This window comes from Streptomyces sp. NPDC006872 (assembly GCF_040635845.1).
In the GTDB taxonomy this organism is placed as follows: Bacteria; Actinomycetota; Actinomycetes; order Streptomycetales; family Streptomycetaceae; genus Streptomyces.
Genome location: NZ_JBEYIL010000024.1, coordinates 86478 through 99857 on the forward strand (window position 1 = coordinate 86478; position 13380 = coordinate 99857).

The following is a 13380-nucleotide window of genomic DNA, read 5'->3' on the forward strand; positions in this document are numbered from 1 at the left end:
GTCACTGCTGCCTCGCCTTCGGGTTGAGCCAGCCGTTGACGATGTCGACGATCAGGTTGATGCCCACGACGAACAGGACACCGAAGAGGGAGAGGCCCATGATGATCGGGACGTCTCCCTGGAGGGCCGCGTTGAAGGAGTAACTGCCGATTCCCGGCAGCGCGAAGACGTTCTCGATGATGAGGGCGCCGCCGAGCATGGCGATGAACTCCAGCGACAGGACGGTGAAGGCCGGCCCGGCGGCGTTGCGCAGGGCGTGCCGCAGCACGATCGACCGGGGGGAGATGCCCCGGGTGCGCAGGGTGCGGACGTAGTCCTTGCGCAACTCGCCGATCATCGCGCCGCGGATCTGGGCGGAGAGGTTCGCGGTGCCGCCCACCGTCAGGGCGATCACCGGGATGGTGATCGAGGCCAGCCAGCGGCCCGGACTCTCGGAGAAGGGCGTGTAGCCGGTGGCCGGCAGCCAGTCCAGCTTGACCGCGAAGATGACGACGAGGGCGATCGCGAGCAGCAGGTTCGGCACGATGTAGCCGACGAGTGAGGCGACCTGGGCGAGCCGGTCGATGACGCCGCCGCGCGACGCCGCCAGGACTCCGAGGACGACGCTGATGGCGGCGGTGATGAGCAGGGCGACGACCACGACGGACAGGGTGACGGTGAGGTGGTCCGCGACGGCTGTTCCGACGGGTTGACTCGTGAAGTACGAGACGCCGAAGTCGCCCTTGAGAGCGTGGAACAGCCAGTTGAAGTACTGGACGATCACCGGACGGTCCATGCCCATCTCGGCCTTCTTCGCCTGGACCGTGGCGGGGGTGGCGGCGGTTCCGAGAATGCTTCTGACGATGCCGTCGAAGGACGTGCTCAGGAGGAGGAACGTGATCATTGATACGAGGACGGTGAGCACCAGGCTCGTGCCGAGCCGGCGCAACACGTAGGAGGTCATGGGTGGTGGTGCTCCTTCGGACCAGGACCGACGGGAGGGGGTACCGGGCTCGGGGCGGCCCGCCGCGAGCCCGGAACTCGCGCGGGCTAGCCGGAGACGCCGAACGCCCGGATGGTGCTGAAGGTGTTGGAGCCGTCGCCGAGGTACTCGACGCCCTTCGTCGCCCAGCTGTTGCCGAGGTAGGCGATCGGCGCGTCCCACGCGTTCTTGACCACGAAGTCGTTGACCTTCTTGTAGGCGTCCGCCGACTTCGCCGGGTCGAGTTCGCCCTCCGCCTGGTCCAGCAGCTTCGTGAGCGCGGGGTCCGTGGAGGCGAACGGGTTCAGATAGCCGCTCGGGGCGAAGTTGTTGGTCGCCTCACGCGCGGAGGGGCTCAACCCGTCGAGGAAGAGGATCAGCGGGTACTTCTTCGAGCTGATCGCCGAGAAGTTGTTCTGTGCGGGCACCGGCGTCCACTTCACCTTGATCCCGATGTCGTCGAGCGCCTGTGTGACGGTCGGCTCGAACGCCTTGGTGTAGACGAAGCCCGGCATCGTGACGGAGAACCCGTTCGGATATCCGGCCTCGGACAGCAGCTTCTTCGCGGCCGCGGGGTCGAACGGGTATGTCTTCTCGAGCGCGGCGTCATAGGCCCCGCTCGCGGGGTTGAAGACCTGGAGCGTCGGCTGCGCGGCGCCCTTGAGCAGTTGCTTGGCGATCTTCGCCCGGTCGAACGCCATGTTGATCGCCTGTCGCACCCGCGTGTCCCCGAGCGGCTTGAGCACGCTGCCCGCCCGGTCGGCGATGACCAGGTTCGCCACCGCCGTGGCCCTGAGGGGCGAGATGCCGTAGCCCGCCGCCTTGAGCTGGGCGGAGTTCTGGGGGTCGGCCGAACCGGCGTTGATCTGTCCGGCCCGCAACGCGTTGGACGAGGCGGTGGGATCCTGGATCACCTTCACCGTCACGGTCCGGAACGGGTAGGCCTTCACGTTCCAGTAGTCGTCCCGCCGCTTGAGGACGTACGTCGAGCCGGTCACCGACGACTTGTCGAGGACGTAGGGACCTGAGCCGACAGGGTTGAGGGCGGTGCTCTTCGCGGACATCGTCGCCGGATCGCCGATCGCTCCCGCCGACATCGAGAGGCTGCTCAGCAGTGAGCCGTCCCGTTGCTCGAGGTGGATCACGACGGTCGCGGCGTCGGGGGCCTCCACCGACTTGATCGAGGCCAGCAGGCTCTGCGTCGATCCGGGTGTGGCCATGGTGCGATCCAGGGTCGCCTTCACCGCAGCCGCGTTCACCGCCGCGCCCGAACTGAACTTCATCCCTGGGTGCAGTTTCAGGGTGAGGGTCAGCCCGTCGGCGGAGTAGTTCCAGCTCTCGGCCGCGTTCGGCTTCAGCTCGCCCTTGTTGTCGGTGTACAGCAGCGTGTCGTAGAGGGCGCTCCAGACATAGGCCGCCTGTCCGTCGTTGATCTGCGCCGGATCGAAGGAGTTCGGAGTGGACTGGATGGCGAGGGCGAGTGTCTTGGCGCTGGGCGACGACGAGCTCTCCGTCCCCCCGCCGCACGCTGTCAACGCCAGCAGCGCCGCCGCCGTGATCGCGGTCGAGGGCACTGCTCGAAACCGCGGTCGCGGGTCGTTGGATCGAATGCGCGTCATGTGGATTTCCTTTGTCCCGTGCGGTCCGGGGCCGGTGCGTGGCATGCGGCTGACACCACCCCGGGGCTCCTGCCGACCGGCTCGCGGTCGGTTCCTCGACGCCGGACGCAGGCGCGGTGCGTGAACATCTGAACCGGCGCTCTGCGTCTCGAACGTGTTAACTCGGCAACGCTTACCAGGCGGTTGGAATTCGCTCGTGGAACGTAGGCGTCGGTGAGAGCGGTCGGGAAGAGGGCGTGCGCTGTTCGTGATCAGAGCGTTATATTTCGGCCGGGGTTCGGACCCGGTACGGCTCATTTGAATCTTGACCATCTGGATGTTTTGGGGGAGGGGCGCTACGGTGCCAGAGGCAGCTCCGATGGGGACCCGACTCCGGCCGCCGTCGACAGGCGCGGCCACCAGCGAGGGGACGTGACGTGGACCGGGCAAAGGTGCGCGGGCCGTACGCGAAGACGGCGGCCCGGCGGGCGGACATCATCCGCGCGGCACGGGACAGCTTCGCCGAGCACGGTCACGGGGGGGCTTCACTTCGGGACATCGCGAAGCGGGCCGGCATCAGCCACGCCGCCGTGCTCCACCACTTCGAGAACAAGGACGAACTGCTGACCGCGGTTCTCGCGAAGCGCGACGACGAGGAATGGGAACTCGCCTTCGCCGGAGGCGACGACGGCGGTGGCAGCGGTGGTCCGGACTCGCCTGTGCGGTACCTCGCGGAGATTCTGCGCGGGCACCAGAAGACGCCCGAGTTGATGCGTCTGTGGGCGGAACTGGCCGCCGCCGCCTCGCGTCCGGACCATCCGGCCCACGCGTACTTCGTCGACCGCCACGAACGAGTACGTGTCTATACGACCCAGGCCATGCGGGAGCGCGCGGCACAGGGGGAGCTGCGGGACGGGCTGGACCCGGACAGCGCGGCCGCTCTCCTCCAGGCCGTACTGCACGGTCTGCAGATGGAGTGGCTCCTGAACCAGGACCTCGACATCATCGAGCCCCTCAACCGCTTCTTCGACCTCATCCTCCCGCCGGACGACGGACACGCGGCCGACGCGGAGCGGTAGTACGTCAGCGGGTGTTGACAGACGGCGCCGCATGGCTTCAGTAGGGTGCGCGACCGTTGACCGGTTCATATCACGGTACTAACGTACGCGATTACGTACCCGCACAGCTTGATCACAAGGGAGTGGCGCTGTGGCACGTCTTCCCCGCTCATGGAGCACCGGAGCGATGGCCGCGGTCGTGGCCACCGCGCTGACCCTGGCCGGATTCGCCTCGGCCCCGGCGAGCTCCACCGGCGGTTCCGCGGCGGACTCGTATCCGACCCCCGGGTTGCTGAACTCGCCCGCCCCGAAGGCGATCCACGACTGGCTCGGCTACGACCGGCCCGCCCAGTACGACAGCATCGACACCGAGGTGCGCGTGCCCATGCGGGACGGCACCCGCCTCGACTGCTACCTCTACAAGCCGGGCCACGACGGCAAGGTCGACAGCGGCAAGCACCCGAGCCTGCTCGTCGACTTCACGCCGTACCGGATGTACCGCCGGAATCCGGCGAACAGCTATTTGGCCCAGCGCGGCTACAACGTTCTGACCTGCAACGTCCGAGGCTCGGGCAGCTCGACGGGCACCTTCCCCTCGTGGTTCCAGCCCAAGGAGGCCACCGACAACCACGACCTGATCGAGTGGCTGGCACGACAGCCCAACTCGACTGGCGACGTAGGCCAGATGGGGCAGAGCTACGGCTCCATCTCGTCCTACCGCGCCGCCGCACTCCAGCCGCCGCACCTGCGCGCCATCATCCCTATAGTCTCCCCGACGAACATCTACTCGGAGTGGGTGTACCCCGGCGGAGTCCCGTCGACCAACGGCACCTGGTGGGCCAACGGCGGCCCGATCCTCAGCCCCGCCGACCACACCAGCACGCTGCGCAGCTTCCAGCAGAACCCGCTCTACGACGGCTACTGGAAGCAGGCGGTCACCACCAACAAACTGCACGATGTGAAGGTCCCGGCGCTGCACATCGGCGGCTACTTCGACATCTTCAAGAACGGCGGCTTCGACGCGCTCGAGCAACGGCCCCAGCAGACCTGGCTGTTGAACGGACCGTGGATCCACGGCGGCTTCCTCCAGATCCCGGGACTGGACCCGGCCCTGCAGGGCATCGACCCCACGAACTCGATCTCGCTCTCCGTCGTACTCCAGTGGTTCGACCACTGGCTGGCCAAGCTCCCCGGGGCACAACCGCCCCCGGACCGTGTGATCAGCTACGCGTCCACCTCCGCCAAGGCGGCGGGCAGTTGGCACGGATACGACCAGTGGCCCTCGGCGGCGACTGCGGGCTCACGCCTGTATCCGACATCGGACGGCACGCTCGCCGAGAACGCGCCCGCGTCCACGGGATACCGCTACCAGGTGAACCCGATGGACGGACCATCAGCCGCCGTCACCGGATCCCTGCCCTACGACCCGGGCCAGAACCAGGCCACGGCGGAACAGAACAATGTGCTGTCCAACGGCCGTTATGTGACCGACCGGGCCACCTTCACCCTCCCGGCGTTCACATCGAACACGACACTCGCCGGCCCGGTCACGCTGCACCTGAACGCGTCGATCGACACGAAGGACACGTACTTCGTCAGCAAGTTGGAGACCGTCCTGCCCGACGGCCGCGTCCTGCCGGTCGAAACGGGCTACCTGCGCGCCCAGTTGAGGGACAGCCTGGAGAAGGCCAAGCCCGTCACTCCCGGCGCGCCGACGCAGTACACGATCCAACTAGGCCAGACACACTGGCAGTTCAAGCCGGGAGAGAAGCTGCGTATCACGATCGGCGGCGGGGACTATCCGCGGATCGTCCCCGCCAACCCGCTCGGAGACGTGACCGTACATCTCGGCGGCAAGACCTATGTGGAGCTTCCTGTGGTCAAGTAGGAGGGCTCGCAGAGCAGTTGAGGCGCGGCCCACGTCATTGTGAGGTGCGCCGGCTGGTCCGGTGTGGCTCAGACGGCCACGGGGGTGTGGAACCGAGAGTTGTGGAAGACCAGCGGCAGTTGCTCGGGGTTCGTGTTCGTCGCGAGGACTCCGAGGACGATGACCCGGTGGTCGCCGGCCGCGTAGTCGTGCACCACGCGGCATTCGAGGTGGACGGGCGACCCGTTGATGAGCAGGGCGCCGGACTCCAGCTCGGTGACCTCGATGCCGCGGAACCGTGCGGCCTTGTCCTTGCCGGCCAGTTGGTGGACCTGTGCGCTGTGGCTGATCCCCAGGACGGAGACGCCCAGGCGTTCGGCGCGGGCCAGGACCGGCCAGGTCGTCGAGGTGTTCTGCACCGCGAACAGGCACATCGGCGGCTCGAGGCTCACGCCGACCGTGAAGGACGACGCGACGAGTACCGTGGGCTCACCGTCGACGGTCGCGGCCAGCGCCGCCACTCCGGAGGGGTAGGCGCCGAACGTCCGCCGCAGCAGCTTCATGTCGGAGGGCTCATGAAGAATAGACACGGCTGTTCCCCCAAGTCGTCTAGTCATCGGCTGACGGTGTCGTCGTGAACGTGAGCTCCGCCCCGGGGTGGGTCGCTGCCACGCGCGGCCCCGCGCCGAGAAGCTGCTCCCGCAGCGTGACGTCCTCACGGGTGGGCCGCATCAGATCGCGCTTCAGCAGCTCCGGCCTGAGCAGTTCGATGAAGTCGTCGTGCGTGCCGGGAGTGATGTGCTGCTGGACGAGGAATCCGTCGGCGCCGGTGGCGGCCACGAAGGCCTCGACCTCGTCGGCGACCTTCTCCGGGGTGCCGATGAAGGTGGTGCCGTTGATGCCGTGCCGGCGGTAGTCCTCCAGGATCTCCCGGACGGTGGGGCCGTTGCCGTCCGCCGAGCGGTAGCGGTCGAGGTTGGTCTGGCCGCTCTCGCTGTGCACCTCCGGGAGCGGCTTGTCCAGGTCGAACTTGAGCAGGTCGACGCCGGTCGACCAGGCGAACGTCGCCGCCGCGTGCTCCAGGGTCGAGAAGCTGAGCAGGCTGTCGTACTTGCGCTGGGCGTCCGCCTCGGTGGTGCTCACGACGAAGCCGGCACCGACGAGGAACTTGACCGAGTCCCGCGGCCTGCCGATCTCTTCCGCGCGGTCCCGGATGGCGGTGATGTTGCGCTCGACGACCGCCGGATCGCCACCGCCGACGAAGACGCACTCGGCGTAGCGGGCGGCGAAGTCACGGCCGGCCGAGGAGGTGCCCGCCTGGAGCAGCAGGGGGGTGCGCTGCGGGGACGGGGGAACGGTGAGGATGCCCTTGGTCCGCAGGTACGTGCCCTCGTAGGAGACCTGCCGGACGCCGCCGGGTTCGGCGTAGACGCCTGCTTCCCGGTCCACGCGAAGCGCGTCGTCGGCCCAGGACGCTTCCCACAGGCGCAGGCAGATCTGCAGGTAGTCGTCGGCCTGCAGGTAGCGCTCGTCGTGCGGGATCATCGGTTCGCCGAAGAGCGCGGTCGACGACGACTGGCCACCGCCGCTGACGATGTTCCAGCCGATGCGTCCCTTGGTGAAGTGGTCGAGGGTCGCGAAGCGGCGGGCGAGAGCGGCGGGCTTCTCGTGCGTCGTGCTGTTGGTCAGCACGACGCCCAGCTTGGAGGTGGCCGCGGCGATCGCCGTCACGATGGTGATCGGGTCCGCCATGGGGATGTTGTACCCGGCTTCGACGGCGAAGGGGATGAGGTCGCCGTCGAGGGTGGGGTAGCCGTAGGTGTCGGCGAAGAAGAGGAAGTCGAACCCTCCCGACTCCAGCTTCTTGGCGAGTTCGGTCCAGTGCTCGATCATCAGATAGTCGGTCTGAGTGTTCGAGGGGTCCCGCCAACTGGAGCCGATCACTCCGTTGGGGCTCAGCGCCTGGAACGATGCGAAGATCAGTGGGCTCATGTGTCTCTCTCTTTGGGTCGTTCAGAGCCGCAGGTAGGCGGCCATACGGTCGAGCGTGGCGCGGGTCTCCGGCAGAAGCGGCAGCATGCTGAGGTGTCCGTGGATGACGCCGGCCGCGAAGTACCGTTCGACGCGCAGTCCGTCCTCTTCGGCCCGGGCCAGGACGGCTTCGGCCGGGGGGCGCAGATCGTCGTACTCGCTGAGGACCACGAGCATCGGCGGGAGTTCGCCCAGGGACGGCATGTTCTCGAACGACAGGTACGGGGTGTCGGTCTCGCCGGCGGCGTAGGTGTGGAAGATGCTGCCGATGGCTTCCTGCTCGAAGCGGAAGAGCGGGGGGATGTCCGCCATCAGCTTCTCGTGCGGCTCACTGGTGGTGAACGTCGCGCTGAGGGCCGGGTACACCAGGAGCAGGCGGGCGGGCACGCGTTCGCCGTTGTCCCGGAGTTCCATGGTGGCGGCCATGGTGAGGTTCCCGCCGGCGGAGGCGCCGCCGAGGACGACGGTGTCGGCGTCGATGCCGAGTTCGGCCGCGTTGCGCAGGGTCCACCGGAACGCCTCGGCGAGGGCGCGGTGGAGTGTGGGGTAGCGGACGGTCGAGCCGTTGGCGTGGGGATAGTCGACCGACACGACGACCGTGTCGGCGCGGGCGCACAGGTCCCGGCTGACGGTGTCGGCCTCGTGGTCGTCCAGGGTGCCGGCGACGAAACCGCCGCCGTGGGCCCACACGAACGCCTGCCGCCCGGGGCGGACGCCGGACGCGGGCGTGTACACCCGCACACGCAGCCCCTCGAACCCGGCGATGGTCTCGTCGCGTACGTCCACGTCGGGCTGGTCGTAGGGACGGTTGTCACTGAACACCTTGGTGAACCTGTCCCAGAGTGCCTCGTCCGCGTTGAGGGCTTGCTCCCGGGTGACGTCGGCGACCAGGGCGACCTTGTCGGCCAGAAGGGGATCGAGCGGCATGGGACTCCTCGGTTCTGGTGATGGACTGCGCGGTGTCAGTTGTCGACGGCGTGCACGGTGGCGGTGGCCTCCGGGCAGCCCTCGGCGCGGACGCGGACCTGGACGGCCCCGGGGCCGGTGGGCCGGACGACGGCCATGGCACGGCCGTCGAAGGTGGTGCAGGCGTCGGCGTCGAACCGCTCCTCGGTGTGCGTCCGCCCGGTGCCCAGGCCCGCCAGGACAGCCGGCCCGGTCACTTCCACGTGGACCCGACGGTCCCGGTGACTGGCCAAGTTGCCTTCGGCGTCGTGCAGTTCGATGGAGACGTAGGCGAGGTCCTTGTCGTCCGCGCGGATGTCGGACCGGTCTGCCGCGACGGCCAGTCGCAGGCTGTCGCCGGCACTGCGCAGGACGCTGCGTCCCGTCTCGACACCCGCCCGATAGGCGACCGCCGTCAGCTCACCGGGCCGGTAGGCCGACTCGAAGCGTGCGATGCAGGGTTTGTGCCCGCCGACCTTCAGCCGCTCCGACGGCGCGCCGTCGAGAAGCAGTTCCACTTCGTCGGCGGAGCTGTAGACGTCGATGGTGACCGGCGACCCCGCCTCGACGTCCCAGCTCCAACTGGAGACCGCGTCTGCCCAGGACCAGGGGGTCTGGAACATCGCCCGGCCGTGGAACTGCGGCCGGTGCACGGCGATGTACGGCTGCTTGCGCAGCCCGAACACGGTTTCCCGGTAGTACGACATGGGACGCCGGTGACCGGTGATGTCGATGTCGCCGCAGCCGGCGGTCAGCGCCGGGAACACGTCGTGAATGCCGCCGAGCATGTCCTCCTTGGGGCCGTCGTCCAGGTAGTCGGTGCGCCCGACTCCCGACTCCCCGAGGTAGTCCCAGCCGGTCCAGGTGAAGTCGCCCAGCACATGGCTGTTCTCGCTCACCAGCCGCCACAGCTCGTCGATGTGGCCCGGGAAGGTCTCGGTGCCGACGATCAGCCGGTTCGGGAAACTGATGGCGTCGGGTACGTACCGGGCGTCGCCGTAGTTGATCCCGGACACGTCGAGTACGGCGTGGGACTCCTCGGTCCGCTCGCTGACCAGTTGCGACGCGCTGAACTCGTTGATCTTCTCGCCCAGTGCGGTGATCAGGGAGTTGATGTCGCTGGGTCCCTCGGTCGAACCGACGACCAGGGAGGGCAGCTCGTCCGGTACGGCGACCAGGCCGTTCACGGCGTTGGTGACGTACCGCGTGTCGTCCAACTCCCGTACTTTCTCGGCGAGTCGGCGTCCCCAGGTCGAGCCGACCGGGCTGCCCGCCTCGAAGATCTCGTTGCCGATGGAGTACATGATCACGCTCGGATGGTTGAAGTCCTTCGTGACCATCGCCTCCACATCCCGCTCCCACCACTCGGGAAACGCCAGCGAGTAGTCGAAGGGCCGCTTCGGCTTGGTCCAGGCGTCGAACGCCTCGTCCAGGACGAGCATGCCCAGCCGATCGCAGGCGTCGAGCGCCGCGACGCTGAGCGGATTGTGCGCGCTGCGCACCGCGTTGAAGCCCGCCGCCTTGAGGATCTCGATACGGCGCTCTTCCGCGCGCGCGATGGCGGCCGCGCCCAGCAGACCGGTGTCGTGGTGGATGCACGCGCCGCGCAGTTTCACAGTCCGGCCGTTGATCCGCAGCCCCCGCGCCGGGTCGAGTCGGAGGGTGCGGATGCCGAAGGTGGTGTGCTCCTCGTCCACGGCCTCGCCACCGCCCTCGCCGTCGCTCAAGGTGGTGCGGGCCACGTAGAGGTTCGGCGAGTCGACGTCCCACAGGGCCGGCCGCGGGACGTGCAGGCGCAGCCGCGCCGTCGCGCTCGTGCCCGGCAGCAGCGTGACAGGCGCGGTGCCTTCGGCGACCGTGGTCCCGTCGGCCGCGGTGATGGCCGTGGACACCCGCATCGTCCTGGTGAAGCGCTCCTCGTTCACCACCGTCACAGCGACGACGACCACGGCCAGTTCGTCGTCGACCTGCGGGGTGGTGACGCGGACGCCGTCCAGGACGATGTGCACCGGGTCGCCGACGACCAGATACGTGTCACGGTGGATTCCGGCACCCGAATACCACCGCGAATCGAGGTGGGCACGGGCCTCCACCCGAATCGAGTTCGGCTGCCCGTAGCGCAGATACGGGTCGCACTTGACGTTGAACCGGCTGTATCCGTTCGGCCGTTGGGCGACGAACTCCTCGTTGATGTACACGACCGCGTCCCGGTAGACGCCTTCGAATTCGAGGAAGACGCTTTTCTCACGGAAGGCTTCGGGCACGTCGAAGCTCTTGGAGTACTGGAAGTAGCCGCCCGGGAAATAACCCGTGTGGGCGCCCTCGGAAACTGTCGCACTGCGCGTCAGGTCCCGCACGGAGTCGTGCGGGAGGGTGACTTCCTGATCGTCTTCGCCACCTACGGCGCTGGCGAAACTCGTCTCGGCGGGACCTGTGGTCCAACCGCGATTGAAAGACTGGCGAAACATCGAGTTCGTCCTTTGCGAAGATACGCGCCGAGCGTCAGCGGACAGGGCGCCCGGGCTTTTACTTGGGCAGGTAGGAGTTCGTGACCAAGGACTTCACGTCGATACTCTTGAGAGGCTTGCCGTCGGCCCCCGTCAGGATTCCCTGCTTGATCATCCAGTCGGCGTAGGTCTGCCAGATCTGGACCGACTGGGTGCCGATCGGACCGTAGGGGTTGACCATGCCCTTGGCTTCGCGGGATGAGACGTAGGTGGCGAGCTTCGCGCTGATATTGGCGTTCGGGAACTGGGCGATGAGCGCCTCGTTCGCGGCCTTCGGATCGGCGATCGCGGCCTTGTACCCCTCAGCCATGGCTTTCACCAGACCGCGGGCGACGTCAGGGCTTTTCTGGAGGAAGCTGTTGCCGCCCAGCATGAGGAGACCGGATGCCTCCGGGAGACCGTAGTCGGCCGGCAGGAACCTTGTGTACTTCATGCCGCTCTGGGCGAAGTCGTACTCCTGGTCGGGCCAGGTGACCGCCACATCGACCTTCTTGGTCTTCAGCGCCTCGGTGGAACCGACCTGAAGCACCACCTGCTTGACCTTGCCGTGCCCCCCGGCCTTCGCGATCATCGAGTTGATCAGCGCGAGTTCGAGCTTGCTGCCGTACCCGCCGTAGGTCTTGCCCGCCAGCTGGGCGGGCGAGGTGATGCCGGACGAGTTGAGGACCGTGATGGCGGACGGGTCGTGCGGCATCGCCGAGAAGATCGCCTTGAGCGGCGCCCCGGCGGAGACGCTGGTCAGGGCGGTCGCGTAGTTGCTGGTGAAGCCGGCGTCCGCCTGTCCCGCCGAGATGAGGGCGTCGGAAGCCGTGCTGCCGACGGGGAGGATGTTGAGCTTGATCCCCTCCTTCGCGAACAGACCCTTCTGCATGGCGTACGCGAGGCCGTTGTGCGTGGGGTTCGGCATGAAGTCGAGCGCAAACGTGACGGTGGTCAGCTTGGTGCCGGCACCGGCCGCGGATCCGGTGTCCGTTCCGGAGCCGCTGTCCGTACACGCAGTCAGCACGAGCGTGCCGACGGCGAGGGCGGATCCGAGGCGAATGATGGAGCGACGCGAAACCGGTGCGCCTTCTCGTATGTCTCTGGCCATAGCGAGCACTTCCTTTTTAGACGTGCTGGGGGGCACCTGTTTCATGAGGGATTCTGCTGGGCCGCGGCTGCCGGTGCGACCTCTGTCGCTCGGGCCGTCAGCCGGTTGATCTCGTTCTCGAAATCGCGCCGGAGCGATGCCTTGTCGCTCTTGTCGAGCCAGGTCGCCGAGATGCCGTCGAGCGATGCTTGAACGACGTCTTCGGCGCTCAGTCCGTACCAGTCGGCGATGGTGCCGTATTCGGTTCCGATGTCGGTGTGGACCATCGATTTGTCGTCGGTCCCGGGAACGATCCAGACGCCGCCTCGCAGCATCGTGCCGATCGGATGAGTCTCGGGCCGACTGTATTCGGGGAGGGCGTCTCCTGCGACGAGCTGCGTGATCGTCGGACAGACGGTGAACGGGACACCCGATTCCGCGGCGCGGCGCAGGACCGGCTCGTCCTCGATGACGGGGTAGCCGTGGTCTATTCGGTCACAGTCCAGGAGATCGGTGTACACCGAGTATTCGGCGGCGCCGTACCGCACGTAATGCGCGGTGCGCTTGAATCCGTGCCTGCGTGCCCGACGATAGACGTCGGCGAAGTGGATGGGGCGATGTTCGTCGAGGAATTCCGGTCCGTCAAGACCGATACCGATGAATTCCTCGCGCCGGTGCGCGATCAGCTGGTCGAGCATCTCCTCGGCGTACGAGACGGGCTCGTCGCGCAGGACGCACGCGATGAAGCCGGTCCGGACACCGAAGTCCTCCTCGGCCGCTCTCGCGCCGTCGATCAGCCCGTCCTGGATCCGGGTGAACGACATGCCGGTACGGGCGAGCGCGGTCGGGTTGACGAAGAGTTCGAGGTAGCGGAGGTTACTGGCACGCACGTCATGAGCCACGAGCCCGTAGACGGCGTCACTGAGATCACGGGGCGTCCGCACGAGAGACCCCAGCAGTTCGAACGCGTCGAAGAAGGCATGCTCCCGCGCCTCCCCGCTGTGCCGCCGCAGGTCGTACGCCGCCTCGATCGCCGAACGGCTGGCGCTCACCTTGTTGCGTCTCGCCAACTCGACAGCGGTGTCGCGAGGCATCGAGCCGATGAGGTGACAGTGCACGTCGACCTTCGGCAGCGTTCGGGAGAGCTCTCGGACGTCCATGCCTGTGACCTCGAACGAATGCCGCTCGCCCGGTCCGTTCATGGCCACTCTCACCTCCGCTCGCATCGGCGAAACCTGCCGAAGTGGCTGTACTATGACAGAAACCGCGAGCCTGGGGAAGAGGGTTCTTGCGGGTCCGTATACAGATGCGGCGGTTCGACTCATCCGGGGACGAAGCGACGGC

10 protein-coding genes are annotated in these 13380 nt (G+C 67.4%); 2 read left to right on the forward strand and 8 right to left on the reverse strand.

From position 1 onward, the window contains the following. Position 1: 1 nt before the first annotated feature. Both ABZ725_RS45615 and ABZ725_RS45620 read right to left on the reverse strand, forming a co-directional pair. Positions 2–943, reverse strand: a complete 942-nt coding sequence (locus ABZ725_RS45615) for an ABC transporter permease (RefSeq protein ID WP_358808272.1) — start codon at positions 941–943, stop codon at positions 2–4. Between the two features lie 86 nt (positions 944–1029). Then, complete coding sequence (locus ABZ725_RS45620; protein ID WP_358808273.1) at positions 1030–2580, reverse strand: ABC transporter substrate-binding protein; 1551 nt, start codon at positions 2578–2580, stop codon at positions 1030–1032. A gap of 416 nt (positions 2581–2996) precedes the next feature. Between ABZ725_RS45620 and ABZ725_RS45625 the strand changes: the two genes are divergently transcribed. Both ABZ725_RS45625 and ABZ725_RS45630 read left to right on the forward strand, forming a co-directional pair. Further along, positions 2997–3638, forward strand: coding sequence for a TetR/AcrR family transcriptional regulator (locus tag ABZ725_RS45625; RefSeq protein ID WP_358808274.1), 642 nt, complete (start codon positions 2997–2999; stop codon positions 3636–3638). A gap of 130 nt (positions 3639–3768) precedes the next feature. Next, complete coding sequence (locus ABZ725_RS45630; protein WP_358808275.1) at positions 3769–5505, forward strand: CocE/NonD family hydrolase; 1737 nt, start codon at positions 3769–3771, stop codon at positions 5503–5505. Between the two features lie 68 nt (positions 5506–5573). On the opposite strand, the gene ABZ725_RS45635 is transcribed toward ABZ725_RS45630, so the two are convergent. From ABZ725_RS45635 to ABZ725_RS45660, 6 genes are all read right to left on the reverse strand, one after another. After that, positions 5574–6074 carry a flavin reductase family protein gene (locus tag ABZ725_RS45635; RefSeq protein WP_358808276.1) on the reverse strand — a complete coding sequence of 167 codons (501 nt, stop codon included), beginning with the start codon at positions 6072–6074 and terminating at the stop codon, positions 5574–5576. Between the two features lie 19 nt (positions 6075–6093). Next, the gene (locus tag ABZ725_RS45640; RefSeq protein ID WP_358808277.1) at positions 6094–7476 is read right to left on the reverse strand and encodes an NtaA/DmoA family FMN-dependent monooxygenase; all 1383 of its coding nucleotides are present in this window, start codon (positions 7474–7476) and stop codon (positions 6094–6096) included. 21 nt (positions 7477–7497) lie between these two features. Then, complete coding sequence (locus ABZ725_RS45645) at positions 7498–8442, reverse strand: alpha/beta hydrolase (RefSeq protein WP_358808278.1); 945 nt, start codon at positions 8440–8442, stop codon at positions 7498–7500. Positions 8443–8477: 35 nt separating this feature from the next. After that, positions 8478–10817 (reverse strand): glycoside hydrolase family 2 TIM barrel-domain containing protein, encoded by a 2340-nt coding sequence (locus ABZ725_RS45650; protein ID WP_358808279.1) that lies wholly within the window; start codon positions 10815–10817, stop codon positions 8478–8480. Between the two features lie 169 nt (positions 10818–10986). Continuing rightward, positions 10987–12057, reverse strand: coding sequence for an ABC transporter substrate-binding protein (locus tag ABZ725_RS45655; RefSeq protein ID WP_358808280.1), 1071 nt, complete (start codon positions 12055–12057; stop codon positions 10987–10989). A gap of 41 nt (positions 12058–12098) precedes the next feature. Next, complete coding sequence (locus ABZ725_RS45660; RefSeq protein WP_358808281.1) at positions 12099–13238, reverse strand: hypothetical protein; 1140 nt, start codon at positions 13236–13238, stop codon at positions 12099–12101. Between the last annotated feature and the right edge of the window lie 142 nt (positions 13239–13380).